The sequence below is a fragment of the Herbiconiux sp. J20-20 genome (assembly GCF_057365085.1).
Genome location: NZ_CP195122.1, coordinates 1113353 through 1139345, shown reverse-complemented (window position 1 = coordinate 1139345; position 25993 = coordinate 1113353). Strand labels below are relative to the sequence as shown.

Here is a 25993-nt window from a genome sequence, read left to right as displayed (position 1 = left end):
GGCTTTCCTCGACGCTAAGGAGCACGGGTAACGCGCGGGTGTACGCACCCTGTCGTTTTGCGTTAACACAAGGTGCGTAGGGTGGTCGCATGGCTGAGCGATCGTCGGCGTTGGACCGGTTCTACAGTGTCATTCCTGCGGGCGGAGTGGGCTCGCGCCTGTGGCCGCTCTCGCGCGCCGACGCCCCCAAGTTCCTGCACGACCTCACCGGCTCGGGGCAGACGCTGCTGCGCGCCACGTGGGAGCGGCTGGCGCCCATCTCCGGCCCCCAGCGGGTGATGGTCGTGACGGGCCGCGCGCACCGCGCCGCGGTGGAGGAGCAGATTCCCGAGCTGACCGACCCGAACGTGGTCCTCGAGAGCGAGCCGAAGGATTCGACGGCCGCCATCGGGCTGGCCGCCGCGATCCTGCGCCGCCGCGAACCGGACGTCATCATCGGCTCGTTCGCCGCCGACCACGTCATCCATGAGCCGGCCAAGTTCCGCGCCGCCGTCGAGCAGGCCGTGATCGCCGCCGACGCCGGCTACATCGCGACGATCGGCATCGCCCCGGATGAGCCCGCGGTCGGGTTCGGCTACATCCACTGCGGCGAGGCGCTTCAGATCGACGGCGCCCCCGACGCGCTGCGCGTCGAGAGCTTCGTCGAGAAGCCCGACCTCGAGACGGCGCGCCGCTACGTGGACGAAGGTCATCACCTCTGGAACGCGGGCATGTTCATCGCGCGCGCCGACCGGCTGCTGGAGGAGATCGGCGCGACCCAGCCCGAGCTGCTGGCGGGGCTGGAGGAGCTGGCGGAGGCCTGGGACGAGCCGGCGCGGCGCGGTCCGGTCGTCGACCGGGTCTGGCCGAAGCTGACCAAGATCGCGATCGACTACTCGGTCGCCGAGCCGGCGGCGGAGGCCGGCCGCCTCGCGGTCATCCCCGGCCGCTTCGGCTGGGACGACGTCGGCGACTTCGCATCGATCGCCAAGCTGCACTCCGGCGGACGCCCGGCCAACCTGGCGATCCTCGGCGAGAACGCGCGGGTGCTCTCCGACTCATCCAGCGGCATCGTCATCTCCACGACCGAGCGGATCATCTCCCTCATCGGCGTGCAGGACATCGTCGTGGTCGACACGCCGGATGCGCTGCTGGTGACGACGAGCGAGCATGCGCAGCGCGTGAAGAGCGTCGTCGACGCCCTCAAGCTGTCGGGTCGCGACGGCGTTCTGTAGCGCAGGATTTCGCCGTTTCGAGCCGGAAAACTGTGTTGACGGTCTCAACATTTCGGAATCGTTTCGCTGTCGTCCCAGGTTTGTAACGCTTCGACCATCACTCGGCCGAGGCGGTCGGCAGACGGCCAGGTTTTGGGTAACGTGAGGAAAACGCTCGGCATCCTGCCGTGCGCGCATTCTTGGAGGACACCGTGACAATCACTTTCCGCAAGACCGGTCTCGCCGGTCTCGCCGTGCTCGGCACGAGCGCGCTCGTGCTCGCCGGCTGTGCGTCGGCACCCGAAGACGGCAATGGCGAGACGCCGGAGCTCGACTTCCTGGCCTGCATGGTCTCGGACGCCGGTGGATTCGACGACAACTCGTTCAACGAGCTCGGCCTGACCGGCCTCGAGGCCGCGGTCACCGACCTCGGCATCACCGAGATCCACTCCGAGTCGGCCAGCGAGGACGACTACGCGCCGAACATCGAGAGCCTCGTCGGCGAGGGCTGCGAGATCATCGTGACCGTCGGCTTCCTGCTCTCCGCCGCCACCATCGAGGGCGCGCAGAACAACCCCGATGTCGAGTTCGCGATCATCGACGACGGTCTCGACACCGACTTCGACGGTGCGTCCGACGTCGAGAACGGCAAGCCGATTCTCTTCAACACGGCTGAGGCCGCGTTCCTCGCGGGCTACGCCGCGGCCGCCTACTCGAAGACCGGCGTCGTCGGCACCTTCGGTGGCATCCCGATTCCGCCGGTGACCATCTTCATGGATGGCTTCGTCGACGGTGTGGCCTACTACAACGAGGTCAACGGCACGAGCGTCGAGGCGATCGGCTGGGACAAGGAAGCGCAGACCGGAACCTTCACCGGTGGCTTCGCCGCGGGTGTCGAGGCCAAGACCTCGGCGCAGGGCCTGCTCGACCAGGGTGCTGACGTGCTGCTGCCCGTCGGTGGACCGATCTACATCTCGGCCGCGGAGGCGATCCGCGACACCGGCGACGACACGATCGCGCTGATCGGTGTTGACGCCGACGTGTACGTGACCGACCCGTCGGTTGCCGACCTCCTGCTCACCTCGGTGCTCAAGGGCGTCGACGCGGGCGTCTACGACGTCGTGACCGCGGCGGCCAACGGCACCTTCTCGAACGAGGCCTACGTGGGCACGCTCGAGAACGGCGGCGTCGGTCTTGCCCCGTTCCACGACTTCGAGTCGAAGGTTCCGGCCGAGCTCGCGCAGCAGATCGAGGACCTCAAGGCCGCGATCATCGCGGGCGACGTCGTCGTGACCTCGCCGTCGAGCCCGTAAGGACTCACGCGAAGTTCTGACAGAACTGAACAGCACGGGGAGGTCGGCGAAGGCCGGCCTCCCCGTGGTCGCTTAACTGGGAATAGATTGGGTGGCATGAAGCTCGAACTCCGCGGCATCACGAAGAAGTTCGGTGCCCTGGTCGCGAACGACCACATCGACCTCACCGTCGAGGCGGGTGAGATCCACGCGCTGCTCGGCGAGAACGGCGCCGGCAAGTCGACGTTGATGAACGTGCTGTACGGCCTGTACCGGGCCGACGGCGGGGAGATCCTCCTCGACGACACGGTGCAGCACTTCGCCGGTCCCGGCGATGCGATGAATGCCGGCATCGGCATGGTCCACCAGCACTTCATGCTGATCCCCGTGTTCACCGTCGCCGAGAACGTCATGCTCGGCCACGAGTCGACCAAGTTCGGCGGGGTGCTCGATCTCGACGGCGCGCGCCAGAAGGTGCGCGAGATCTCGGCCCGCTTCGGCTTCGACGTCGACCCCGACGCCCGCATCGAGGACCTTCCCGTCGGCGTGCAGCAGCGCGTCGAGATCATCAAGGCGCTGTCGCGGGATGCCCGGGTGCTCGTCTTCGACGAGCCGACCGCGGTGCTCACCCCGCAGGAGACCGACGAGCTGATGGCGATCATGCGCCAGCTCAAAGAGACCGGCACCTCCATCGTGTTCATCACGCACAAGCTGCGCGAGGTGCGCGAAGTCGCCGACCGCATCACCGTCATCCGGCTCGGCAAGGTGGTCGGAGAGGCCGAGCCCACCGCCACCAACGCGGAACTCGCCTCGCTCATGGTCGGTCGCGCCGTCGACCTCATGGTCGACAAGGGCCCGGCCAAGCCCGGCGATGAAGCGCTCGTCGTGCGCGACCTCTCGGTCATCGACGCTCACAATCAATACGTCGTCGCGCACCTGAACTTCGAGGTGCGCCAGGGCGAGATCCTCGCGATCGCCGGAGTTCAAGGCAACGGCCAGACCGAGCTGACCGAAGCGATCATGGGGCTGCAGCCCCGCGTCGAGGGCTCGATCACCCTCGAGGGCGAAGAGCTCGTCGGTCGAACTCCCCGCCGTGTGCTCGACGCGGGCGTCGGGTTCGTGCCCGAAGACCGGCGCGAAGACGGACTCGTCGCCGCGTTCACCATCGCCGAGAACCTGATGCTCGACCGTTCGCACAGCGAGCCGTTCGTCAAGCGCGGGACCCTGCAGCTCGAGACGCTGGCGGAGTTCGCGCGCGAGAAGCTCGAGGAGTTCGACATCCGCGCCCCCGGCATCGAGACCCACGTCGGCAAGCTCTCCGGCGGCAACCAGCAGAAGGTCGTGCTCGCCCGCGAGCTCAGCAAAGAGGTCAAGCTCGTCGTCGCGGCGCAGCCCACGCGCGGCCTCGACGTCGGGTCGATCGAGTTCGTGCACAGCCAGATCGTCGCCGCGCGCGACGCCGGTGTGCCCGTGATCGTCGTCTCCACCGAGCTCGACGAGGTCGTCGCGCTCGCCGACCGGATCGCCGTGATGTATCGCGGCGGCATCGTGGGCATCGTCCCCGGTGACACCCCTCGTGACGTGCTCGGCCTGATGATGGCGGGCGAAACCCCGAAGGAGGCCGCCGCGTGAGCAGCAGCCAGAGTCCCGCCGCACCTGGCGCGGACGCCGAAACCCCTGTCGTGGCCGACGAACCGTCGCGCGCGCACCAGATCCTGCGTGAGATCGTCACCGGCAACGCCCTGCTGTCGTTCCTCGCGATCGTGCTCGCCCTGCTGATCGGAAGCGTGCTGATCGCCGCCACCGACGACGGGGTGCAGACCTCGCTGGGGTACTTCTTCTCCCGTCCCGGCGACACCTTCGTCGCCATCGGGCAGTCGATCGGCGGCGCCTACGACGCGCTGTTCCGGGGGGCGATCTTCAACATCAATCGCACCTCGTTCGTCGACCAGATCAAGCCGCTCACCGAGACGCTCACCTTCGCGACCCCGCTCATCGCGGCCGGTCTCGGTGTCGCCCTCGCGTTCCGGGTCGGCCTGTTCAACATCGGTGGGCGCGGCCAGATCATCATGGCCGCAGCGCTCGGCGGCTGGATCAGCTGGTCGTTCGATCTGCCGGTCGTCATCCACATGGTGCTCGCGGTGGCCGGCGCCATCGTCGGCGGCGCGCTGTGGGGTGGCCTCGCGGGCCTGCTCAAGGCGCGCACCGGGGCGCACGAGGTGATCGTCACGATCATGCTCAACTACGTCGCCTACTACCTCGTCTTCTACCTGCTTCGCACGCCCGGGGCGCTGCAGGCGCCGGGCTCCAACAACCCGAAGTCGCCCGCCGCGCTCGAGACGGCCGTGCTGCCCAACCTGAGCGACCTGATCGGCGTGGGGTCGTTCCGGCTCCATCTCGGCTTCGTGCTCGTCATCGCCGCCACGATCTACGTCTGGTACCTGCTCAACCGCTCCAGCATGGGCTTCCGCTTCCGCGCCGTCGGTGAGAACCCGAACGCCGCCCGCGTCGCCGGAATCAACGTCAAGTCGGTCTACGTCGCGGCCATGCTGTTCGCCGGCGGACTGATGGGCCTCGCGGGCGCATCCCAGGTGCTCGGGACGACGACCAGCGGGTTCTCGGCGGGCGTGGATGCCGGAATCGGATTCGATGCCATCACCGTCGCGCTGCTCGGCCGCTCGCGGCCGTGGGGGGTGTTCTTCAGCGGCATCCTGTTCGGTGCGCTCAAGGCCGGCGGCTACACGATGCAGGCCTCGCAGGGCGTGCCGATCGACATCATCCTCGTCGTGCAGTCGGTCATCGTGCTGCTGATCGCGGCGCCGCCGCTCGTGCGCTCGGTGTTCCGGCTGCCCGCCCCCGGCTCGAAGCCGCGGCGACGAGCCGCCCGCCTCGCGGAAGGAGCGGCCAAGTGACCACGACAGCGGAGCTGAACGCCAGCCGCGAGATCGCCCGCGTGCGGGATCTGAAGACCCCGATCGGCCTGGGCGTCTTCGCGATCGCCGCCCTCCTGATGGGCTTCGCCTTCCCCGGTGAGGGCGAGACGACCTTCCGGCTCTCGACCAGCAGCGACTTCATCCAGCTGCCCGCGCTCGTCGTCCCGACCGTCGGCTTCGTGGCCACCGTCGCGGTGCTCCTGGTGCTGATGGTGTTCGGCGCGCTCGCGTTCTCGTTCCTGCACCCGCGCGGCAAGTCACCGCTCTGGCTCGTGATCGTGTTCGTCGCGCTGGCGCTGTTCGCGTTCCTCACCTGGGCGGCGGCCGGAAAGACCATTCCGCTGCCGGGGCTCCTGATCGGCGCCCTCGCGCTGAGCACGCCGATCGTGTTCGGCGCCCTCGGCGGCGTCGTCTCCGAGCGCGTCGGCGTCGTCAACATCGCGATCGAAGGACAGCTGCTGTTCGGCGCGTTCTCGGCCGCGGTCGTCTCCTCGGTCACCGGTCAGCCGCTGCTCGGGCTGCTGGCGGCGATGATCGCGGGAATGCTCGTCTCGCTCGTGCTCGCCGTCTTCGCGATCCGTTACATCGTCGAGCAGGTGATCGTCGGCGTCGTGCTCAACGTGCTCGTAATGGGGCTGACGAACTTCCTGTACTCGACGGTGCTGACCGCCAACACGGCGCAGTTCAACTCGAGCGTGCGCTTCCCGTCGCTCGAGATCCCGCTCCTGTCGCAGATCCCGATCATCGGGCCGGTGTTCTTCCAGCAGACGATCATCGTGTACCTGATGTACATCGCCGTGTTCGGCGTCTGGTTCGGGCTGTTCAAGACCCGCTGGGGCCTGCGCGTGCGCTCCGTCGGCGAGCACCCGACGGCGGCCGACACGGTCGGCATCGACGTCAACCGCACCCGGTTCTGGAACGTGCTGCTCGCCGGCGCGATCGCGGGCATGGGCGGGGCGTACTTCACGCTCGACTCGGTGAGCGCCTTCGGCAAGGAGATGACCAACGGCATGGGCTTCATCGCTCTCGCCGCGGTGATCTTCGGACGCTGGCATCCGATCCGCGCCACGCTCGCGGCGCTGCTGTTCGGCTTCGCCACCAGCCTGCAGAGCGTGCTCGGCATCATCGGCTCGCCCGTGCCGAGCGAGTTCATGCTGATGCTCCCGTACCTGGTGACGATCTTCGCGGTCGCCGGACTCGTCGGGCAGTCCCGCCCGCCGGCCGCCGACGGCAAACCGTACATCAAGAGCTGACGATGTCCGAGATCGACTGGGATGCGCTGCGGGCCGCGGCTCGTGACGCCCTGAGCCACTCCTACTCGCCGTACTCGAACTTCCCGGTCGGGGTCGCCGCGCTCGTCGACGACGGGCGGGTGGTGACCGGCGCGAACATCGAGAACGCCTCCTACGGGGTGACGCTGTGCGCCGAGTGCTCGCTGGTGTCGGCGCTGTGGATGTCGGGCGGCGGCAAGCTGGTCGCCTTCACCTGCGTCGACGGCCACGGCAACGCGCTGATGCCCTGCGGGCGGTGCCGGCAGCTGCTGTTCGAGCACTCCGCCGACGGCATGCTGCTGGACACCGTCTCCGGGATCAAGACCATCGATGAGGTGCTGCCCGACGCCTTCGGGCCCCGAACCCTGCAGGAGTACCGCGAATCATGAGCGTCGAACCCTTTGACGTCGTGGACCTGATCCGCACCAAGCGCGACGGCGGCGAGCTGTCGACGCCGCAGATCGACTGGCTCATCGACGCCTACACCCGCGGGTACGTCGCCGACGAGCAGATGTCGGCGATGACGATGGCGATCTTCCTGAACGGGATGGGCCGCGACGAGATCCGCGACCTCACCCTGGCGATGATCGCGAGCGGCGAGCGGCTCGACTTCTCCGGGCTGTCCAAGCGCACCACCGACAAGCACTCGACGGGGGGAGTGGGCGACAAGATCACTCTGCCGCTCGCGCCGCTGGTCGCCTCCTTCGGCGTCGCGGTGCCGCAGCTCTCCGGGCGCGGCCTCGGCCACACCGGCGGCACGCTCGACAAGCTCGAATCGATCCCCGGCTGGCGAGCCGCGCTCTCCAACGAGGAGTTCATGGCCCAGCTCGAGGAGGTCGGTGCCGTGATCTGCGCCGCCGGATCGGGGCTCGCCCCCGCCGACGGCAAGCTGTATGCGCTCCGCGACATCACCGGCACGGTCGAGTCGATTCCGTTGATCGCCTCCTCCATCATGAGCAAGAAGATCGCCGAAGGCACCGCCGCGCTGGTGCTCGACGTCAAGTTCGGCTCCGGCGCCTTCCTGCAGGACCCGGCGCGGGGGCGCGAGCTCGCCGAGACGATGGTGCGCCTCGGCACCGACGCGGGCGTGGCCACGCGCGCGCTGCTGACGAACATGAACGTGCCGCTCGGGCTCGCCATCGGCAACGCCAACGAGGTGCGCGAATCGGTCGAGGTGCTCGCCGGCGGCGGCCCCGCTGACGTGCGCGAGCTGACGCTCGCCCTCGCCCGCGAGATGCTCGATCTGGCCGGCGTCCCCGATGCCGACGTTGAGGGGCAGCTCGCCTCCGGCAAGGCGATGGACACCTGGCGCGCGATGATCCGGGCGCAGGGTGGCGACCCCGACGCGGCGCTGCCGAGCCCGCGCGAGACCCACGTGGTGCGCGCCGAGCGCGACGGCGTGCTCGTCGAGCAGCAGGCGCTCCCGTTCGGGATCGCAGCCTGGCGGCTCGGGGCCGGCCGGGCGCGGGCGCAGGATCCGGTCATCCACTCGGCCGGCGTCGACCTGCACAAGAAGCCGGGCGACGAGGTGCGCGCAGGCGACCCGCTGTTCACGCTCGGCGCCGAGGATGCGGCGCGCTTCGACCGCGCCCTCGAGGCCCTCGACGGCGCCTACCGCATCGGCTCTCCCGGCGACGAGATCCTCACCGGCGGCCCCCTCATCGCCGACCGCATCGCCTAGCCCCCGCCGCGTCCCTCCGCCGAGCGCTACCGAAACCTGCGGGCGCTACCGAACCTCCGGGCGCGCTCGTGAGTTTGGGTAGCGCTCGGCGGAAGAGGGCGGGCGCGGGGCGGGGCGGGGGCTAGCCGATGCGGCGGAGGGCGGAGACCACGAGGTCCCAGAAGCGGTCCTGGTCGAGGCCGAGCGAGACCTGCGTGCGGCAGTCGGCCGGCGCCGGCATGCGCAGGTCGGCGACCGTCATGCCGAGCGTGAGCGTCCCTGACAGCTCGACGTCGAGCGGCGCCTTCACGACGTGCAGCACGCTCGGGTCGATCACATACGCGACCGCCACCGGATCGTGCACGGGCGGATACGTGAAGCCCTGCTCGCGGCGGTAGGTGTCGGCGAAGAAGTCGAGCAGCTCGAGGGTGAAGCGACCCGGCACCGTGTCGAGCTCGCTGATCGCGGCGCGGACCGCATCCGTCGCGAGCGCCTGGTGCGTCACGTCGAGGCCGACCATGGTGAGCGGCCAGTCCTCGTTGAACACGATGTGCGCGGCCTCGGGGTCGATGACGATGTTGAACTCGCTCGTCGCGTTCCAGTTGCCGACGTGCACGCCGCCGCCCATCAGCACCACCTCGCGGACGCGAGGGACGATGCGCGGTTCGAGCCGCGCGGCGAGGGCGATGTTGGTCAGCGCCCCGGTCGGAACCAGCGTGATCTCGCCCGGCTCGTGCGCCATCACCACGTCGATGATCAGCTGCGCCGCTGAGCGCGGATCGAGCTCGATCTCCGGTTCGGGCAGCTCGGGCCCGTCGAGTCCCGAGTCGCCGTGGATGGTCGGCGCGTACTCCGTGCGCCGCACGAGCGGGCGCGCGGCCCCCGCGGCGAACGGGATGCCGGTGATACCCGCGATGCGCGCCACCGACAGTGCATTGCGGGTCACATTCGCGAGCGACGCGTTGCCCGCGACCGTGGTCACGGCGACCAGCTCGACCTCGGGGCTGCCGTGCGCGAGCAGCATCGCGATGGCGTCGTCGTGACCGGGATCGCAGTCGAGGATGATCTTTCGTGCCGTCATGTCTCGAGCGTAATCCCCACCGGATCCGGGGGAATTTTCAGGCGACTCCCAACTACGCTGGTACCCATGAGCGATGTCGCGGAACCGTCTGTCCTGAAGGCCCTTCCGAAGGTGTCGTTGCATGATCACCTCGATGGTGGGCTGCGCCCGGCGACGATTCTGGAGCTCGCCGATGCGCACGGCATCGCACTGCCCGGCGGCGCCCCGGTCGGCGACGCCGACGCGCTCGGCGCCTGGTTCGCCGAGAAGAGCGACTCGGGCTCGCTCGTCGAGTATCTGAAGACCTTCGACGTCACCACCTCGGTGATGCAGACCGCCGACGGCCTGGAGCGGGTCGCGCGGGAGTTCGTCGCCGACCTCGCCGATGACGGCGTCGTGTGGGGCGAGATCCGCTGGGCGCCGGAGCAGCACGTCAGCGCGGGGCTCAGCCTCGACGCGGCCGTCGAGGCCGTGCAGGCGGGACTGGATGCCGGTGTCGCCGCCGCACGCGCCGCCGGATCGCACATCCGCGTCGGCCAGCTGGTGAGCGCGATGCGCCACCTGGACCGGGGCCTCGAGATCGCCGAACTGGCGCTGCGCCACCGCGACCGCGGCGTGGTCGGCTTCGACATCGCCGGGCCCGAGGCGGGCTTCCCGCCGTCGCGCATGAGCGACGCCTTCGACCTGCTGGCGCGTGAGATGTTCCCCGCCACCATCCACGCCGGCGAGGCGGACGGGCCGGACAGCATCCGCAGCGCCCTCGTCGACGGCCACGCCCTGCGACTGGGGCACGGCGTCCGGGTCGCTGACGACATCACCGTGGAGTCGCGCGACGACGACAACGACTACGTCTCGCTCGGCCGCGTCGCCCAGTGGGTGCGCGACCGCAGCAGCGCGCTCGAGACCAGCCCGAGCTCGAACCTGCAGACCGGTGCGATCGCCGCCTGGGGCACCGAGATGTCGGCGCACCCCTTCGACACGCTCTATCAGCTCGGCTTCCGGGTGACCGTCAACACCGACAACCGCCTGATGAGCGCCACCACGCTCACCCGCGAACTCGGACTGCTTGTCGATGCCTTCGGCTACGACCTGCAGGATCTGCTCGCGTTCCAGCTCAACGCCGCCGAGGCCGCGTTCCTGCCGCTCGACGAGCGCCAGGAGCTCATCGAGCTGATCGAGGGGGGCTTCGAGGCCGCGTGATGTCGCTCCCTCCGCTTCCGGATGCGGCCGTCGCGCTCGGCGCGGTGGCCGCCGATTGGCGTGCCGCGGTGGCGGTCGTCGGCGCGGGCCTGGTGGCCACGGGCGCGGCGAAGCCGGAGTACACGGAGTCGATGGTGCGCATGATCGAGGAGCACGGGCCGTACGTGGTGATCGCGCCGGGCCTGGCGCTGGCGCACGCGCGACCCGGCCCCGAGGTGCACTCGGACGGCTTCGCGGTGGCGACTCTGGCTGAACCGGTCGCGTTCGGCCACCCGCACAATGACCCGGTGCGCGTCGTGCTCGGCCTGTGCGTCACCGCGAACGATCGGCACATCGGATTCGTCGCCCAGCTGGCCAACACGTTCAACGATTCGGATGCGGTCGAGCGCATCGCCGCCGCGACGACCGCCGACGAGGTGCGTTCGATTCTGAGCGTGCCGCCGCTCGACGCCGAGGGCGCCGCCGGACAGGAGCTGTCATGAAGATCGTCGCTATCTGCGGGGCCGGCGTCGGCACGAGCGGCATTCTCAAGGTGAACGCCGAGCGCGTGCTCGGCAGGCTCGGCATCGAGGCGACCGTGGTCGCCACCGACCTGGCGTCGCTGCACGGCGAGGCCGACGACGCGCAGGTGATTCTGACCAGCCCCGAGTTCGTGACCGCGATCGGCAAGACGTACGCCGACGTGGTCGTCGTCGAGAACTACTTCGACACCGCGGAACTCACCGCCAAGCTCGAGAAGGCCCTCGGCTAGCGCGCCCCGAAACGGGGCGCGGCGCTGCAATTGATCAGGGCATCACAGCGCCGCGCGCGCCCGGTTACCAGCCGGACGCGTCCCGCATCCGAAGGATTCGGGAATCCTCTACGTTAACCCGGATTTGCGGCAATGTTCGCCATCTCAACACCCCCAGATTTTGGGGGACCGAAGTGACGTCATAGCTGAGCGAGAAACCGGTCTCTGGCGCGTCATGAGGCCGGATCTCGACGCGCGCCGCGGGCCGCGGCGGCGGTCAGCGCAGCAGTTCCCGCATCCCCGCATCGAGGCGGGCGAGCGTCGCCTGCGCCGCCGCGACGCGTTCGGCGCCGCTGCCCTCGTGAGAGAGCGCATCCAGATAGCACTTGAGCTTCGGCTCGGTGCCGCTGGGGCGCACGATCACGCGACCGCCGCCGTCGAGCCGGAAGCGCAGGATGTCGCTGCGCGGGTAGTCGCCGACGCCGGAGAGGAAGTCCTCGACGGCGGTCACCGCGATGCCGCCGATCTCTCGCGGCGGGTCCGCGCGCAGCGCGGCGCTGAGTCGCGAGATCTCGCTGAGGTCGGTCACTCGGATCGAGATCTGGCCCGACGCGTAGCCGCCGAACTCGGCGGCGAACTGCTCGAGCCGGTCGGCGAGCGTCTCGCCACGGCCGTGCAGCTCCGCCGCGAGCGACAGCACCGCGAGCGCGGCCGAGATGCCGTCCTTGTCGCGAACGGTGTCCGGGTTGACCAGATAGCCGAGCGCCTCCTCGTAGCCGAAGACGAGTCCGGGTGCGCGCGAGATCCACTTGAAGCCGGTGAGCGTCTCCGCGTGCTCGAGCCCGTAGCGCTCGGCGACGGCGCCGAGCGCGGGGGAGGAGACGAGCGAGTTGGCGAGCGTCCCGCCGTCAGCGGCGCGGGCCGCCTCCCAGCCGAGCAGCCAGCCGACCTCGTTGCCGCTGAGACGCTGCCAGCCGTTCGAGGTGGGGATGCCCACGGCGACGCGGTCGGCGTCCGGATCGTTGGCGATCGCCAGATCGGCGTCCACCTCAGCGGCCAGCGCGAGCACGAGGTCCATCGCGCCCGGCTCCTCCGGGTTCGGGAACGCGACGGTCGGGAAGTCGGGATCCGGCTGCGCCTGCGCCTCGACGACGCGGGCGGCAGGGAACCCCGCCGTCGCGAGCACGCGTTCGAAGGTCTCGAGACCGACGCCGTGCATCGGGGTGTAGGCGATCGTGAGCGGCGCGACGTGGCGTGCGGCGTGCGCGGTGCGCTCCACGTACTCGGTGATGACCGACTCGGGAGCCGTCGCGTACTCGGTCGACCGGGTCAGGTTCGAGACCGAGCCGCTCGCGACTCGATCGATCTCGGCCGCGATCAGCCCGTCGGCGGGCGGCACGATCTGGGAGCCGCCGTCGGCGCCGCCCAGGTACACCTTGTAGCCGTTGTCGGCGGCCGGGTTGTGCGACGCCGTCACCATGATGCCGGCGCTGGTTCGCAGCTCCCGCACCGCGAAGGCCAGCACCGGGGTCGGAAGCATCCGCGGCAGGACGGTCGCGGCCACCCCGAGGCCCTGCAGGATCTCGGCCGAGTCCTCCGCGAACACGCGCGAGTTGTGGCGTCCGTCGTAGCCGATCACGACCGAGGGATTCGGTTCGCGGGACTTCAGAAAGAACCCGAGCCCCGCGGCGGCCTGCGCCACGACGACGCGGTTCATGCGCTGCGGGCCAGCGCCCATGGCTCCGCGCAGACCGGCGGTGCCGAACTGCAGCCGGCCCGAGAAGCGCTCGGCGAGATCGGCCGCGGCCTGCTCGCTGCCGGTGTCGACGAGGGCGAGCAGTGCATCCAGTTCGGCGCGCGTCGCCTCATCCGGGTCCTGCGCCATCCACTCTCGTGCCCGCGCGATGAGCTCCGTGCGCTCGCTCACAGCTGCTCCACGATGCGCGCCAGCAGCTGCGTGATCACCGGCTCGGCGTCCTTGCCGGCCTGCAGCACCTCGGCGTGGCTGAGGGGCTCCGGCGAAATGCCGGCGGCAAGGTTCGTGATCAGCGACATGCCGAGCACCTCCATGCCCGCCTCGCGCGCCGCGATCGCCTCCAGCGCCGTCGACATGCCGACGATGTGGCCGCCGATCGTCTTCGCCATCTGCACCTCGGCGGGGGTCTCGTAGTGCGGCCCGCGGAACTGGCAGTAAACGCCCTCGTCGAGATCGGCGTCCACCTCGTGGGCGAGGTCGCGAAGGCGCCGCGAGTACAGGTCGGTGAGGTCGACGAAGGTGGCGCCCTCGAGCGGCGAGTCGGCCGTCAGGTTGATGTGGTCGCTGATCAGCACGGGCGTGCCCGGCGTCCAGTGGTCTTTGATGCCGCCGGCGCCGTTGGTGAGCACCATGACCTTCGCCCCCGCCGCCGCGGCGGTGCGCACCGAGTGGACGACGCGACGCACGCCGTGACCCTCGTAGTAGTGGGTGCGGGCGCCGATCACCAGCGCGTGCGTGCCGGAGGCGAGCCGGATGCTGCGCAGCGTGCCCGAATGCCCGGCGACCCCCGAGGTGCTGAAGCCGACGATCTCGGTCGCGGGGACCTGCGCGACCGTCTCGCCGAGGAGCTCCGCGGCGGCGCCCCAGCCGCTGCCGAGGGTGAGCGCGATGTCGTGGCGCTCGACGCCCGTCGCGGAGGCCAGCTGCTCGGCGGCGAGGCGGGCGATCTCGAACGGGTCGGCGGCCGGGTCGTCGAGGGGATTCGTGGTGGGTCGTGCAGACATGACACTCACTTTACGGTGGCTCACGGCATCCGATCGATGCACAAGAATGGGGGGCATGTCGTCCCACTTTGAGCGCACTCAGCGGATCGCCATCCTCGGCGGCGGTCCGGGCGGATTCGAGGCAGCCCTGGCCGGAGCTCAGCTCGGCGGGGAGGTGACGCTGGTCGAGCGCGTCGGGGTCGGCGGCTCGGCCGTGCTGACCGATGTCGTGCCGTCGAAGTCGCTCATCGCGACCGCCGAGGCGGCCAGCGCGATCGGCGAGGCGGCCGATCTGGGCGTGCAGTTCTTCACCCGGACGGATGCGGGCCGCGCCGTCCGTCCCGAGGTCACCGTCAATCTGGCCGCCGTCAATCAGCGCCTGCTGATGCTCGCGCGGCAGCAATCGGAGGACATGCGCGCGCAGCTCATCCGGGCCGGCGTCAAGATCGTCGCCGGTGACGGTCGGCTCGACGGCCCGAACCGGATCGTCGTCTCGACCGGCAAGGGCAAGGCGCGCACCGACTTCGACTCGATCGAGGCTGACACGATTGTGGTGGCGGTGGGGGCCAGCCCGCGCGAGCTGTCGACCGCGAAGCCCGACGGCGAGCGGATCTTCACCTGGAAGCAGCTCTACTCGCTCGAGGCGGTGCCCGAGCACCTGATCGTCGTCGGATCCGGTGTCACCGGTGCCGAGTTCGCCTCCGCCTACCGGGCCCTCGGCGCACGGGTGACCCTGATCTCGAGTCGCGACCAGGTGCTGCCCGGGGAGGATGCCGACGCGGCCGCGGTGATCGAGAAGGTCTTCACGCGCAACGGCATGACGGTGCTCTCCAAGTCGCGCGCCGACCAGATCGACCGCACCGAGGACGGCGTGCGGGTGACGCTCTCCGATGGCCGCACCGTGGAGGGCTCGCACTGTCTGATGGCGGTCGGCGCGATCCCCAACACGGCGGGAATCGGCCTCGAGGAGGCGGGCGTGCAGCTGACCGACTCGGGACACATCCGCGTCAACCGCGTCGCGCGCACCTCCATGCCGTCGGTCTACGCGGCGGGTGACTGCAGCGACTTCCTGCCGCTCGCCTCGGTGGCCTCGATGCAGGGACGCAGCGCGATCTTCCACGCGATGGGGGATGCGGTGTCGCCGACCGAGCTGCGCAACGTCACCTCGAACATCTTCACCCAGCCCGAGGTCGCGACCGTCGGCTGGAGCCAGAAGCAGATCGAGGACGGGATCGCGCAGGGCGAGATCTACAAGCTCGACCTGCCGTCGAACCCGCGCGCGAAGATGATGGGGATCAAGGACGGCTTCGTGAAGCTGTTCGCGCGCACTGGCTCGGGAACGGTGATCGGCGGGGTGATCGTGGGGCCGAAGGCATCCGATCTGATTCTGCCGATCGCGCTCGCCGTCGAGCACCGTCTCACGGTCGACCAGCTCGCGAGCGCGTTCAGCGTCTACCCCTCGCTCTCGGGCAGCATCACCGACGCCGCCCGCGCCATGCACATCGTCGGCTGACCCCGCTCCCCTTCCGCCGAGCGCTACCCGAATGCGCGAGAGCTACCGGAACTCCGGTGGCGCTCGTGAGTTTCGGTAGCGCTCGACGTGTGGCGCGGGGGGCGCGGCTCGTCGTGCACAGGTCTGCCGGTGTGGGGCTGTGCACGGATGCGCGGGGGCGCCTGTGCCTCGCAGCGGCGGGATTGGGAGCCTGCCGGTCGTGGACTCCGTGCTCGCCCTCGCCTGGTTCGACGACTTCGTGCTCGCGAGCCGCACCCCGCCGGCCGAACTGCAGCGACTCGCGCGGTCGGGAGCCATTCAGCGGGTGCGCAGCGGCGTATGGATCCGCACGGAATGCGCCGAGGGCATGGACGATCGGATGCGTCACATCGTGCGGATGCGGGCGGCGGTGCTGGCGCGCTCTCGCGATCTGGTGTTCTCGCACGAGTCGGCCGCGGCTCTCTGGGGCGTGCCGATGCTGCGCCCCTTCGGCGACTCCGTCCATGCGCTGGGTGATCGCGCGGGTGGCGGTCGCTCCGACGACGACCTGATTCGACACTGCGTCGACGTGCCGCGCTCGATCGAGAGGATCGACGGGCTGCTGGTGACGACTCTGGCGCGCACCGTCGTCGACCTCGCTCGAACGCTCGAGTTCGATGCGGCGGTGGTTGCTGCCGACGCCGCGCTCGCGGGGCGCTGCGGCGAGACGCCGGTCGAGCCGGGCGAGCTGCGCGAGCTGCTGGGCCCCCGCGGGCGGCGCGGCGTTGCTCGTGCGGATGCGGTCCTCCGCTTCGCGGACGGCCGATCCGGCTCTCCGGGCGAGAGCGTGAGTCGCTGCGCAATCGCCGCGCTCGGCTTTCCCGCGCCCGAATTGCAGGCGAGCTTCCGCGACCGTGGCGGACAGCTGTTCGTCGACTTCTGGTGGCCCGGATGCCGCCTCATCGGAGAGTTCGACGGCGTCGCAAAGTATGTGCGCGAGGAGTACACGGCCGGGCGCAGCGCGGCCGAGGTGGTCATCGACGAGAAGCGCCGCGAGGACAGGCTGCGCGCCCACGACACCCGCGTGGTGCGCTGGGGGATGCCGGAGGTCCGTTCTCCCCACCGCCTAGCGCGCCTCCTCCTCACCGCCGGCCTCCGCCCCGACGCCGAGCGCTACCCGAACTGGCGAGCGCTACCGAAGATCCGGTAGCTGTCGTGAGTTTGGGTAGCGTTCGGCGGAATTGGGAGGGGGAGGGGAGGGATCAGTCGTCGATGGAGAGGAGGACGTGGCCGGCGGAGACGGTGGTGCCGACGGCGGCGTCGATCTTGCCGACCGTTCCGTCGCGGTGCGCCGTCAGCGGCTGCTCCATCTTCATCGCCTCGAGCACGGCCACCAGGTCGCCCTTGACGACGGTGTCGCCCTCCGCGACGGCGATCTTGATGATCGTCGCCTGCATGGGCGCCTTCACGGCGTTGCCGGTCGCGGTGACGAGCCCGCCGCCGCCCGCACGCCGCTTGGGCGCGGGCGCCGCGGAGACGGATCCGGCGGTCGGCAGCAACTGCGTCGGCAGCGACACCGACACGCGCTTGCCTTCGACCTCGACGACGACGCTGTGGCGCTTCTCGGGCGCGGCCGCGTCGGCGAGGATGCCGCCCCACGGCTCCAGGTCGTTGTCGAACTCGGTCTCGATCCAGCGCGTGTAGACGCCGAAGTGGCCGTCCGGCGCGGTGAACGCCGGATCGCGCACGATCTTGCGGTGGAACGGCAGCACCGTGGGCAGGCCGGCGACCTCGAACTCGTCGAGGGCGCGGCGCGCGCGCTCGAGCGCGTCTTCCCGCGTGTGGCCGGTGACGATCAGCTTCGCCAGCAGCGAGTCGAAAGCGCCCGAGATGACGTCGCCGGTGGTGACGCCGGAGTCGACGCGCACCCCGGGGCCGCCGGGGAAGCGCAGCACGTGCACCGGCCCCGGCATGGGCAGGAAGCCGCGACCGGGGTCTTCGCCGTTGATGCGGAACTCGATGGAGTGGCCGTGCGTCTCGGGGTCGTCGTAGTCGAGGAGGCCGCCCTCGGCGATGCGGAACTGTTCGCGCACCAGGTCGATGCCGGTGACCTCTTCCGAGACGGGGTGCTCGACCTGCAGACGCGTGTTCACCTCGAGGAAGGAGACGGTGCCGTCCTTGCCGATGAGGAACTCGCAGGTGCCCGCGCCCAGGTAGCCGACCTCCCTGAGGATCGCCTTCGACGAGGAGTAGAGCAGGTCGCGCTGCTCGTCGGTGAGGAAGGGCGCGGGGGCCTCTTCGACCAGCTTCTGGTGGCGGCGCTGCAGTGAGCAGTCGCGCGTGGAGACGACGACGACGTTGCCGGCGGAGTCGGCCAGGCACTGGGTCTCGACGTGGCGGGGCTCGTCGAGGTACTTCTCGACGAAGCACTCGCCGCGACCGAACGCGGCGACGGCCTCGCGGGTCGCCGACTCGAACAGCTCGGGCACCTCGTCGCGGGTGCGGGCGACCTTGAGGCCGCGCCCGCCGCCGCCGAAGGCGGCCTTGATCGCGACCGGCAGGCCGACCTGGTCGACGAACTCGAGCACTTCGGCCGCGTCCGAGACGGGGTTGAGCGTGCCGGGGGCGAGCGGGGCGCCGACCTTCTCGGCGACGTGCCGCGCGCTGACCTTGTCGCCGAGCCGCTCGATCGAGTCGGGCGACGGGCCGATCCAGATCAGGCCCGCGTCGATGACGGCGCGCGCGAAGTCGGCGTTCTCGGCGAGGAAGCCGTAGCCGGGGTGCACGGCGTTCGCGCCGGAGCGGCGGGCGACCGAGAGCAGCTTCTCGATGACGAGGTAGGTCTCGGCCGAGGTGGCGCCGTCGAGCGCGTAGGCCTCGTCGGCCAGCTTCACGTGCCGGGCATCCCGATCCTGGTCGGCGTAGACGGCGACCGTAGCGATACCGGAGTCGCGGGCGGCGCGGATGACGCGCACGGCGATTTCCCCCCGGTTCGCGATGAGGACCTTCGAAATGCGAGCCATAGTTCTTCAGCCTATTGTGCGCGGCGCCCCTCGCCGTTGTCCGGTGGGAACAAAAACGGCGTGATCCGCGCTAGCGATTCCACAAGTCGTGCCAGGAGTAGCCGAGTTCGCGCACCAGGGTGCGCAGCAGCGGGATGCTCAGACCGACCACCGCGTGCGGGTCGCCGTCGATGCGCTCGATGTACCCGGCGCCTTTGGAATCGATGGTGAACGCCCCGGCGACGGCGAGCGGCTCGCCGGTGGCGACGTAGGCCTCCAGCTCGTCGTCGTCGATGTCGGCGGCGAACTGGACGCGCGCCACCGCGGAGGCGCCGACGGCGGCGACCGCTCGGCCCTCGTTCATCTCGATCAGCCAGTGGCCGGAGTGCAGATCCCCGGACCTGCCGCGCTGCGCCCGCCAGCGCTCAAGCGCCACCTCCGGGTGGTGCGGCTTGCCGTGGATCTGGCCGCCGATCTCGAACGCCGAGTCCCCGCCGAGGACGAGGCCGCTCAGCGGGACCCCGGCCGCATCGACCGCGCGGTCGGCGACCGCTTCGGCCTTGAGGCGCGCGAGCAGCTGCACCATGTCGGGAGCCGCGAGCGGCCCGCCGCCCGCCGCCTCGGCGGCGTGCACGGCGGCCTCCTCATCGACGCCCGGCGCGAGGGCGATCGGCTCGATGCCGACGGCGCGGAGCGTGGCGAGTCGGGCGGGGGAGGTGGAGGCGAGGTAGAGCCGGAGGGGCGCGCTCAGGGATCCGGACACGGCGACTCCTATGCTCATGGAATGAGTTCCACGCGATCGACGACGGCCACCCACGACTCGGCACCGCCCCGGGAGGTCGAGCTCGACGTTACCAACATCGCCCACGGCGGCGTCGCGGTCGCGCGTCACGAGGGTCGCGTGGTGTTCGTTGCCGACGCGATTCCGGGCGAGCGCGTGCTGGCGCGCATCACCGACGACTCGAAGGACAAGTTCTGGCGCGCCGACACCGTCCGCGTGCTGGAGGCGAGCCCGCACCGTCAGGCGCACGTCTGGGCCGAAGCCGATGTCGACCGCGATCCGGCGATCCGCCCCGGCGGTGCGGAGTTCGGGCACATCTCCCTCGCCCACCAGCGCGAGCTGAAGGCGTCGGTGCTGCGCGAGGCGCTGGCCCGCATGGCGAAGCTCTCGCGCGAGGTCGAGGTGGAGGCGCTGCCCGGCAGCGCCGACGGCACCGGATGGCGCACCCGCGTGCGCCTGCACGTCGCCTCTGACGGCACGGTCGGCCCGTTCGCGTCTCGGTCGCACCGCGTGATCCGGGTGTCTTCGCTGCCGCTGGCCACCGAGGCGGTGCGCGAGGTTGCTCCGCTCGACGAGCGCTACCCGGAGCTCGGCAGTGCGCCGGCGCCGAAGCCGCGCGGTCGTCGACGCGGCCCGGCGAGCGACGAGGCCCACATCGACGTGCTGGCGCCGAGCGTCGGCGGCGCACGCCTGATCATCGGCAAGCAGGCGCGCAGCGTGATCCGCGAGCGGGTCGGCGACCGCGAGTTTCGCGTCGACGACGCCGGTTTCTGGCAGGTGCACGAGGCGGCCCCGCAGACGCTCACCGAGGCGGTGCAGTCGGGGATCGTCGAGGACCTGTTCGACCCGAAGGCGGCCAACCTCGACCTCTACGGCGGCGTCGGACTGCTGGCGGCCGCGGTCGGCGACAAGTTCGGCAGCACCCTGCGCATCACGAGCGTCGAATCGGATGAGCGGGCGACCGAGCACGCGGCCGAGAACCTGGCCGACTGGATCGGCGCCCACACCGTGACGGCGCGCGTCGAGCAGTGGGTGCGCTCGCTCGCGGATTCGTCAGCGACGGAGCGGGCCCGGCTGTCGGCCGCCACCGTCGTGCTCGACCCGCCGCGCAGCGGCGCCGGGCGCGCCGTGCTCGACGCCCTCACCGAACTTCGTCCGGCGCAGTTCGTCTACGTCGCCTGCGACCCGGTGGCGTTCGCGCGCGATGTCGCGACACTGCAGGACTCCGGCTACCGCCTGGACCGACTGCGCGCCTTCGACCTGTTCCCCAACACCCATCACGTGGAGGCGGTCGGCACGCTCGTGCGCGTGTGACCCGAGCGGGGGCCGCCGCGCCCGTCGAGCATCGGGGTACGATAGCGCGACGAGCGATGCGTCGTTCAGGAAGGCTGGGAACCGTATGGACGTCTCGAAGACGATCGAGCGCGAAGACGGCGGAGCCTCGACGGCACCGGTTCGGGTGGCCGTGGTTGATGATCACGAGGCCGTGCGTCTCGGACTGAAGGCCGCGTTCCTGGATGAGGGCCACGACTTCGTGCTGGCCGCCGGAACGGTCGCCGAGCTTGTCGAGGGTCTGGCCGGCCGCGAGGTCGACGTCGTGGTGCTGGACCTGTCGCTCGGCGACGGGTCGCTCGTGACGGAGAACGTGAAGGCGGCGCAGGGTCTGGGCGCGGCCGTGCTGGTGCACAGCATCGCCGATCGAGTGACGCTGGTGCGCGAGGCGCTCGCCGCGGGGGCCGCGGGTGTGATCCCGAAGGCGTCGTCGATGCGCACGGTGATCACCGCGGCGGCCACGGTCGCGCGCGGCGAGGTGCTGAACAACCTGGAGTGGGCGACGGCGATCGACGCCGACCGCGACTTCGCGAAAGCGCAGCTGGGTCGACGCGAGCGCGAGATCCTGCACCTGTACGCCTCGGGTCTGCCGCTCAAGCTGGCGGCGGAGAAGCTCGGAATCGGGTACTCGACGGCGCGCGAGTATCTTGACCGCATCCGCGTGAAGTACGTGGAGGTGGGGCGTCCCGCCCCCACGAAGGTCGACCTGCTGCGTCGCGCGGTCGAAGACGGCATCCTTCCAGGGCTGGATGCCGACGGCGGCGATGCCCGCTAGTCGGGCCCCGAGCGAGGTACTTGGCGGACCTCCCAGCCGGCAGGTTCGCAATCCGCTGAGCCGGGTGCGCGTGGAGCGCGCGATTGCGCGCTCGGCGGCCGGGTTCGGTGTCGCGTTCTTTCTGCAGTCCATCGGCGCGATCGTCGACCAGGCTCCGAATCTGTCGCCCACGTGGCTGACGTGGATCATCTCGGCGCTGGTGGCGAGCCTGGTGATCGCCGGCATCGCCTCGATCCGCGGCCGAGCCCTGGCGTCCTCGAACGCCCTGTTCCCCTTCGTGTACCTGGTCGCGCTGATCAGCTGGCCGTTCGCCGTCATCGATGTCGAGGCGGCGCCGACGTCGAGTTTCTGGCTGTACTTCCTGCTGACGGTGGCGACGGTGATGGCGACGCTCGCGCTGCCGCTGCTGTGGGCGACGGTGTACCTGTTCGCGGTGCCGATGCTCTACGGCATCGTGCGGGTCACGCCGGCGGGCGGCGCGGTGTCGCTCGATCTGGCCATGCTGGACTCGATCTACGCGATCCTGCTCGGCGGCTTCGTCACGATCGTGACGACGATCCTGCGGGATGCGGCCCGGACGGTCGACCGCGCGCAGTCCACCGCGCTCGAGCGCTACGGGCACGCGGTGCGCGAGCATGCGACGGAGGCGGAGCGGATCCAGGTGGACGCGATCGTGCACGACAGCGTGCTGACGACGCTGCTGACCGCGGCGCGCGCCTACACCGCGGAGTCGAAGACGCTCGCGGCCACGATGGCGGGAAACGCGATCGGGTTCCTGCGCGACGCGGTGGCGGTCGGCCGCGATTCGGAAGCCCTCGTCAGCGGCCCCGCGCTCGCGAGCCGCATCGAGGCGGCCGCGGCGAAGATGTCGACGTCGATCCGGATCAGCGTCGCCGACGTCCGCGCGAGCTCGATCCCGCTGACCGCGGCGGAAGCGCTGTTCAGCGCCGCGATGCAGGCGGTCGTCAACAGCCTCCAGCATGCGGGCGATGACGCGTCGCGGTGGATCGAGATCCGCGGCGACGCGTCGGGCGCGATCGTGGTGGAGGTCGGCGACTCAGGGCCGGGCTTCGTGTTGGATGAGGTTCCCACCGAGCGGCTCGGCGTGCGGGTGTCGATTCTGGAGCGCGTGTCGAGCGCGGGCGGCGTCGCAGAGATCGTCTCCGCTGCCGGCGCTGGCACCCGGGTGCGGCTGGTGTGGCCGGACCCTCGGGATCCGTCGGATGACGAAGGCGTCCGCGTGTCGGATGAGGCCGAGGGGGTCGCCCCGTGATCGGCGTCCCGCGCTATCTGATCGTCGCGCTGGCGGCGCTGTTCTCGACCTATCACGTGGTGCTGGCGCTGTACTCGCTGACGGGGAGCTTTGCGAGCGACCCCGCCCCGGTGTTCGTGGCGATGGGGCTCTACGCTCTGGCCACCGTGGTGGCCCTGGCGCCCGGCCGCTCGGCGGCGCTGCCGCTGTGGGCCGCGGCGTTCGCGGTGGCGGTGTCGCTCTCGGTTCCGGTGCTCGTCGCGTCGGTGCTCGACCCGAGCCGCCCCGGCGGCAACGGCTACGCGACCTGGTACGTGGCGGCGGTCGGAACCTTGATGGCGATCGTGTCGGTGCGGCGGCGCCCGGGCTTCGCCTGGGTGGGTGTCGGCCTGCTCGTCGTGCAGACGGTGCTGTGGAGCGGACCGGCAGGGCTGGCAGCCCTCGGCGTGGTCGGAAGCGTCAGCTGGGTCGCGGTCGCGCACATCATCACGAGCACGCTGGCGAAGGCGGCGCGGGATTCGCAGCGCTTCGCGCGTGCGGAGCGCGAGGCCACGGAGTGGCAGGCTGCCCAGGAGGCGCACCTCAACGAGCGGCAGTTCCGGCTCGGCCAGACGAGCCTGATGGCGCTGCCGATGCTGCGCATCATTCAGCGCTCAGGCGGCGAGCTGACGCCGGAGCAGCGCGCCGAGTGCCTGCACCTGGAGGGTGCGATCCGCGATGAGATCCGCGGTCGTCGTCTGCTGAGCGACGCGGTCCGGGAGCAGGTGATGCTGGCCCGCCGACGCGGGACGACGGTGACGCTGCTGGACGAGGGCGGGATCGACGATCTTCCGGAGGAGGAGCTCACCCGGGTGCTGGATGAGCTGGCGCGGGCTCTGCGCTCGGTCTCGGCCGACAAGGTGGTGATCCGGACGGTGCCGGAGGGGTCGGACATCGCCGTCACGGTGGTCGGTCTGCGGACGAGCGATGACGGCAGTGCGAGCCTGCTGGCGCAGGATTCTCTGGAGGACGACGAGATCGCGCTCTGGCTGGAGATCCCGCGCGTCGCCCCGGAAACGGCGGACGCCGCCGAGTAGCGGCCCTCCGCGGCCCGCGGAGCCGGCTCGATGTCGGGGAATGCCGCCCGAAATGGAGCCGAGGGCCGGACACTCCGTCCGACCCTCGCTCACGTCCGAGTCAGGGCGACAACCCGAATGTCGTCCTGACTCGCCCCCAAAGCCTTCGGCGCCTTACCCTAGAGCGCCGAAGGGGTGATGTATCAACAGGGATACACCGTGTAGTCCAATTCTTGATTCCGTGCGACGGATTCGGTAGTCGCCATTTCGGCTGACTTTCGGGGTACATTTTGCGAGCGTCGCCCGGTTTCGCGGGCGTCTTCTGGTGGAGGCCGACGTCGTTTTCGCCCAGACGCGCGCTTGCAGAGGCTGGTCGCAACGAAAAGCGTGGTGAATCGTTAGAATCGCAACGGAATCCGTTGATTCAGCGCCGGGGGAACTGCTTCCACTCGCCCCACGTCAGCGGGCGACGCAGGCCGCGCTGCGAGCGCTGCCAGCCGTTCAGGCCCGTCTCGACGGGGCGATCCTCGCCCGCGAGCTGCTCGAGGGCTGCGCTGAGCACGGCGGTGACCGCCGCGACCTGCTCGGGGGAGGGGTTGCCTCCCGTGATGCGGATCTGCGGCGCCGTGCCCTCGTTCTCGCTCACAGCGGGATGTTCCCGTGCTTCTTCGGGGGAAGCTCCGCGCGCTTGGTGCGCAGAGCCCGCAGCGCCTTGACGACCACGATGCGTGTCGCCGCGGGTTCGATGATGCCGTCGAGCTCGCCGCGCTCGGCGGCGAGGTACGGAGAGGCCACGTTGTAGGTGTACTCGTTGGCGAGGCGGGTGCGCACCGCGTTGACGTCCTCGCCGGCCTCCTCGGCCTTCTTGAGGTCGCCGCGGTAGAGGATGTTGACCGCGCCCTGGCCGCCCATCACGGCGATCTCGGCCGTCGGCCAGGCGTAGTTCAGGTCGGCGCCCATCTGCTTGGAGCCCATGACGATGTAGGCGCCGCCGTAGGCCTTGCGGGTGATGACCGTGACCAGCGGCACGGTCGCCTCCGCGTAGGCGTAGAGCAGCTTGGCGCCGCGGCGGATGACGCCCGTCCACTCCTGGTCGGTGCCGGGCAGGTAGCCGGGCACATCCACGAGCGTGAGGATCGGGATCGAGAACGCGTCGCAGAACCGGACGAATCGCGCGGCCTTCTCGCCCGCGTCGATGTTGAGCGTGCCGGCCATCTGCTGCGGCTGGTTCGCAATGATGCCGATCGAGCGGCCCTCGACGCGCGCGAAGCCGATCACGATGTTCGGCGCGAACAGCGCCTGGATCTCGAGGAAGTCCTCGTTGTCGACGATGTGCTCGATGATCTCGCGCACGTCGTACGGCTGGTTCGGCGAGTCGGGGATGATCGTGTTCAGGCGACGGTCGGCGTCGGTGATCTCGAGCTCGACCTCGCTCTCGTAGACCGGAAGCTCCGCGAGGTTGTTGTCGGGCAGGAACGAGACGAGGGCGCGCGCGAAGTCGAGCGCATCCGTCTCGTCGTCGGCGAGGTAGTGCGAGACGCCGGTGCGCTGGCTGTGCGTGTAGGCGCCGCCGAGCTCGTCCATGCCGACGTCTTCGCCGGTGACGGTCTTGATGACGTCGGGGCCGGTGACGAACATCTGGCTGGTCTTGTCGACCATGATCACGAAGTCGGTGAGCGCGGGACCGTAGACCGCGCCACCGGCGGCCGGGCCCATGATGATCGAGATCTGCGGGATGACGCCCGAGCTGGCGGTGTTGAGGCGGAAGATCTCGCCGTACTTGCCGAGCGCGACGACGCCCTCCTGGATGCGCGCGCCGCCGGAGTCGAGCATGCCGATGATCGGCACACCGGTGCGCAGCGCGAGCTCCATCACCTTGATGATCTTCTCGCCGGCCACCTCGCCGAGCGAGCCGCCGAAGATGGTGAAGTCCTGCGCGTACACGGCGACCTGGCGACCGTGGATGGTGCCGGTGCCGGTGACGACCGCGTCGCCGTAGGGGCGCTTGTTCTCCATGCCGAAGGCGTGGGTGCGGTGGCGCACGAACTCGTCGAGCTCCACGAAGGAGCCCTGGTCGAGCAGTTCGGTGATCCGCTCGCGCGCCGTCTTCTTGCCCTTGGCGTGCTGTTTGGCGATGGCGGCTTCGCCGCTCGCGGTCACCGCCTCGTGGTATCGGGCCTTGAGATCGGCGAGCTTGCCTGCAGTCGTGTACAGGTCGGGGGTCTGATCGTCGGCGCTCACGCCGTT

At 70.2% G+C, this 25993-nt stretch carries 23 protein-coding genes; 16 read left to right on the top strand and 7 right to left on the bottom strand.

Annotation, left to right across the window (positions count from 1 at the left end; genetic code table 11):
• Positions 1-89: 89 nt before the first annotated feature.
• The 7 genes from ACR3ZA_RS05510 (at position 90) to ACR3ZA_RS05480 (ending at position 8370) form a co-directional block, all read left to right on the top strand.
• The gene (locus ACR3ZA_RS05510; RefSeq protein WP_473660923.1) at positions 90-1214 is read left to right on the top strand and encodes a sugar phosphate nucleotidyltransferase; all 1125 of its coding nucleotides are present in this window, start codon (positions 90-92) and stop codon (positions 1212-1214) included.
• A 191-nt stretch (positions 1215-1405) separates the two neighbouring features.
• Entirely contained in the window at positions 1406-2506 is a 1101-nt protein-coding gene (locus ACR3ZA_RS05505; RefSeq protein WP_473660921.1) for a BMP family ABC transporter substrate-binding protein, read from the top strand.
• Positions 2507-2602: 96 nt separating this feature from the next.
• The gene (locus ACR3ZA_RS05500) at positions 2603-4117 is read left to right on the top strand and encodes an ATP-binding cassette domain-containing protein (RefSeq protein ID WP_473660919.1); all 1515 of its coding nucleotides are present in this window, start codon (positions 2603-2605) and stop codon (positions 4115-4117) included.
• Positions 4114-5397, top strand: coding sequence for an ABC transporter permease subunit (locus ACR3ZA_RS05495; RefSeq protein WP_473660917.1), 1284 nt, complete (start codon positions 4114-4116; stop codon positions 5395-5397). The genes ACR3ZA_RS05500 and ACR3ZA_RS05495 overlap by 4 nt, the downstream gene beginning before the upstream one ends.
• A complete protein-coding gene (locus tag ACR3ZA_RS05490) occupies positions 5394-6671 on the top strand; it encodes an ABC transporter permease subunit (protein WP_473660915.1) in 1278 nt (425 codons plus the stop codon). Before ACR3ZA_RS05495 ends, ACR3ZA_RS05490 begins: the two co-directional genes overlap by 4 nt.
• A 2-nt stretch (positions 6672-6673) precedes the next feature.
• A complete protein-coding gene (locus ACR3ZA_RS05485) occupies positions 6674-7078 on the top strand; it encodes a cytidine deaminase (RefSeq protein ID WP_473660913.1) in 405 nt (134 codons plus the stop codon).
• Complete coding sequence (locus tag ACR3ZA_RS05480; protein ID WP_473660911.1) at positions 7075-8370, top strand: thymidine phosphorylase; 1296 nt, start codon at positions 7075-7077, stop codon at positions 8368-8370. The genes ACR3ZA_RS05485 and ACR3ZA_RS05480 overlap by 4 nt, the downstream gene beginning before the upstream one ends.
• A 121-nt stretch (positions 8371-8491) precedes the next feature.
• Here the strand turns inward: ACR3ZA_RS05480 and uriH are convergent, their stop codons facing one another.
• Positions 8492-9430: a uridine-preferring nucleoside hydrolase UriH gene (gene uriH / locus ACR3ZA_RS05475; protein ID WP_473660909.1), complete on the bottom strand. Its 939-nt coding sequence runs from the start codon at positions 9428-9430 to the stop codon at positions 8492-8494.
• A gap of 66 nt (positions 9431-9496) precedes the next feature.
• Between uriH and ACR3ZA_RS05470 the strand changes: the two genes are divergently transcribed.
• From ACR3ZA_RS05470 to ACR3ZA_RS05460, 3 genes are read left to right on the top strand one after another with little or no spacing between them, the layout of a single operon-like run.
• Positions 9497-10609 (top strand): adenosine deaminase, encoded by a 1113-nt coding sequence (locus ACR3ZA_RS05470; RefSeq protein WP_473660907.1) that lies wholly within the window; start codon positions 9497-9499, stop codon positions 10607-10609.
• The gene (locus ACR3ZA_RS05465) at positions 10609-11091 is read left to right on the top strand and encodes a PTS sugar transporter subunit IIA (RefSeq protein ID WP_473660905.1); all 483 of its coding nucleotides are present in this window, start codon (positions 10609-10611) and stop codon (positions 11089-11091) included. The genes ACR3ZA_RS05470 and ACR3ZA_RS05465 overlap by 1 nt, the downstream gene beginning before the upstream one ends.
• On the top strand, positions 11088-11360 hold the full coding sequence (locus ACR3ZA_RS05460; RefSeq protein ID WP_473660904.1) for a PTS sugar transporter subunit IIB: 273 nt from the start codon (positions 11088-11090) through the stop codon (positions 11358-11360). Before ACR3ZA_RS05465 ends, ACR3ZA_RS05460 begins: the two co-directional genes overlap by 4 nt.
• A 256-nt stretch (positions 11361-11616) precedes the next feature.
• Here the strand turns inward: ACR3ZA_RS05460 and ACR3ZA_RS05455 are convergent, their stop codons facing one another.
• Complete coding sequence (locus ACR3ZA_RS05455) at positions 11617-13224, bottom strand: phospho-sugar mutase (protein WP_473662282.1); 1608 nt, start codon at positions 13222-13224, stop codon at positions 11617-11619.
• Positions 13225-13262: 38 nt separating this feature from the next.
• Positions 13263-14099, bottom strand: a complete 837-nt coding sequence (locus ACR3ZA_RS05450; protein WP_473660902.1) for a purine-nucleoside phosphorylase — start codon at positions 14097-14099, stop codon at positions 13263-13265.
• A gap of 55 nt (positions 14100-14154) precedes the next feature.
• Here ACR3ZA_RS05450 and ACR3ZA_RS05445 point away from each other — a divergent pair, with 55 nt between their 5' ends.
• Together ACR3ZA_RS05445 and ACR3ZA_RS05440 are read left to right on the top strand one after the other, a co-directional pair.
• On the top strand, positions 14155-15591 hold the full coding sequence (locus ACR3ZA_RS05445) for an NAD(P)H-quinone dehydrogenase (protein WP_473660900.1): 1437 nt from the start codon (positions 14155-14157) through the stop codon (positions 15589-15591).
• Positions 15592-15790: 199 nt separating this feature from the next.
• Complete coding sequence (locus tag ACR3ZA_RS05440; protein WP_473660897.1) at positions 15791-16759, top strand: hypothetical protein; 969 nt, start codon at positions 15791-15793, stop codon at positions 16757-16759.
• Between the two features lie 52 nt (positions 16760-16811).
• On the opposite strand, the gene ACR3ZA_RS05435 is transcribed toward ACR3ZA_RS05440, so the two are convergent.
• Both ACR3ZA_RS05435 and ACR3ZA_RS05430 read right to left on the bottom strand, forming a co-directional pair.
• Positions 16812-18572 carry an ATP-binding protein gene (locus tag ACR3ZA_RS05435; protein WP_473660896.1) on the bottom strand — a complete coding sequence of 587 codons (1761 nt, stop codon included), beginning with the start codon at positions 18570-18572 and terminating at the stop codon, positions 16812-16814.
• A gap of 70 nt (positions 18573-18642) precedes the next feature.
• Positions 18643-19314: a Maf family nucleotide pyrophosphatase gene (locus tag ACR3ZA_RS05430; RefSeq protein ID WP_473660894.1), complete on the bottom strand. Its 672-nt coding sequence runs from the start codon at positions 19312-19314 to the stop codon at positions 18643-18645.
• A 21-nt stretch (positions 19315-19335) separates the two neighbouring features.
• On the opposite strand from ACR3ZA_RS05430, the gene ACR3ZA_RS05425 reads away from it, so the two are divergent.
• From ACR3ZA_RS05425 to ACR3ZA_RS05410, 4 genes are all read left to right on the top strand, one after another.
• Positions 19336-20646: a class I SAM-dependent RNA methyltransferase gene (locus ACR3ZA_RS05425; RefSeq protein WP_473660892.1), complete on the top strand. Its 1311-nt coding sequence runs from the start codon at positions 19336-19338 to the stop codon at positions 20644-20646.
• A gap of 85 nt (positions 20647-20731) precedes the next feature.
• Positions 20732-21439, top strand: a complete 708-nt coding sequence (locus ACR3ZA_RS05420; protein ID WP_473660890.1) for a response regulator — start codon at positions 20732-20734, stop codon at positions 21437-21439.
• Positions 21440-21509: 70 nt separating this feature from the next.
• The gene (locus ACR3ZA_RS05415) at positions 21510-22712 is read left to right on the top strand and encodes an ATP-binding protein (protein WP_473660888.1); all 1203 of its coding nucleotides are present in this window, start codon (positions 21510-21512) and stop codon (positions 22710-22712) included.
• Complete coding sequence (locus ACR3ZA_RS05410; protein WP_473660886.1) at positions 22709-23767, top strand: hypothetical protein; 1059 nt, start codon at positions 22709-22711, stop codon at positions 23765-23767. The genes ACR3ZA_RS05415 and ACR3ZA_RS05410 overlap by 4 nt, the downstream gene beginning before the upstream one ends.
• A gap of 403 nt (positions 23768-24170) precedes the next feature.
• On the opposite strand, the gene ACR3ZA_RS05405 is transcribed toward ACR3ZA_RS05410, so the two are convergent.
• Both ACR3ZA_RS05405 and ACR3ZA_RS05400 read right to left on the bottom strand, forming a co-directional pair.
• Complete coding sequence (locus ACR3ZA_RS05405; protein WP_473660884.1) at positions 24171-24392, bottom strand: acyl-CoA carboxylase epsilon subunit; 222 nt, start codon at positions 24390-24392, stop codon at positions 24171-24173.
• The gene (locus ACR3ZA_RS05400; RefSeq protein ID WP_473551431.1) at positions 24389-25987 is read right to left on the bottom strand and encodes an acyl-CoA carboxylase subunit beta; all 1599 of its coding nucleotides are present in this window, start codon (positions 25985-25987) and stop codon (positions 24389-24391) included. The genes ACR3ZA_RS05405 and ACR3ZA_RS05400 overlap by 4 nt, the downstream gene beginning before the upstream one ends.
• Between the last annotated feature and the right edge of the window lie 6 nt (positions 25988-25993).

Excerpts from the sequence above, each read along its gene's own strand:
- ACR3ZA_RS05510 (WP_473660923.1), top strand. The coding sequence starts at position 90 with ATGGCTGAGCGATCGTCGGCGTTGGACCGGTTCTACAGTGTCATTCCT.
- ACR3ZA_RS05500 (WP_473660919.1), top strand. The coding sequence starts at position 2,603 with ATGAAGCTCGAACTCCGCGGCATCACGAAGAAGTTCGGTGCCCTGGTC.
- ACR3ZA_RS05485 (WP_473660913.1), top strand. The coding sequence starts at position 6,674 with ATGTCCGAGATCGACTGGGATGCGCTGCGGGCCGCGGCTCGTGACGCC.
- ACR3ZA_RS05480 (WP_473660911.1), top strand. The coding sequence starts at position 7,075 with ATGAGCGTCGAACCCTTTGACGTCGTGGACCTGATCCGCACCAAGCGC.
- uriH (WP_473660909.1), bottom strand. The coding sequence starts at position 9,430 with ATGACGGCACGAAAGATCATCCTCGACTGCGATCCCGGTCACGACGAC.
- ACR3ZA_RS05470 (WP_473660907.1), top strand. The coding sequence starts at position 9,497 with ATGAGCGATGTCGCGGAACCGTCTGTCCTGAAGGCCCTTCCGAAGGTG.
- ACR3ZA_RS05465 (WP_473660905.1), top strand. The coding sequence starts at position 10,609 with ATGTCGCTCCCTCCGCTTCCGGATGCGGCCGTCGCGCTCGGCGCGGTG.
- ACR3ZA_RS05460 (WP_473660904.1), top strand. The coding sequence starts at position 11,088 with ATGAAGATCGTCGCTATCTGCGGGGCCGGCGTCGGCACGAGCGGCATT.
- ACR3ZA_RS05455 (WP_473662282.1), bottom strand. The coding sequence starts at position 13,224 with ATGGCGCAGGACCCGGATGAGGCGACGCGCGCCGAACTGGATGCACTG.
- ACR3ZA_RS05450 (WP_473660902.1), bottom strand. The coding sequence starts at position 14,099 with ATGTCTGCACGACCCACCACGAATCCCCTCGACGACCCGGCCGCCGAC.
- ACR3ZA_RS05445 (WP_473660900.1), top strand. The coding sequence starts at position 14,155 with ATGTCGTCCCACTTTGAGCGCACTCAGCGGATCGCCATCCTCGGCGGC.
- ACR3ZA_RS05435 (WP_473660896.1), bottom strand. The coding sequence starts at position 18,572 with ATGGCTCGCATTTCGAAGGTCCTCATCGCGAACCGGGGGGAAATCGCC.
- ACR3ZA_RS05425 (WP_473660892.1), top strand. The coding sequence starts at position 19,336 with ATGAGTTCCACGCGATCGACGACGGCCACCCACGACTCGGCACCGCCC.
- ACR3ZA_RS05420 (WP_473660890.1), top strand. The coding sequence starts at position 20,732 with ATGGACGTCTCGAAGACGATCGAGCGCGAAGACGGCGGAGCCTCGACG.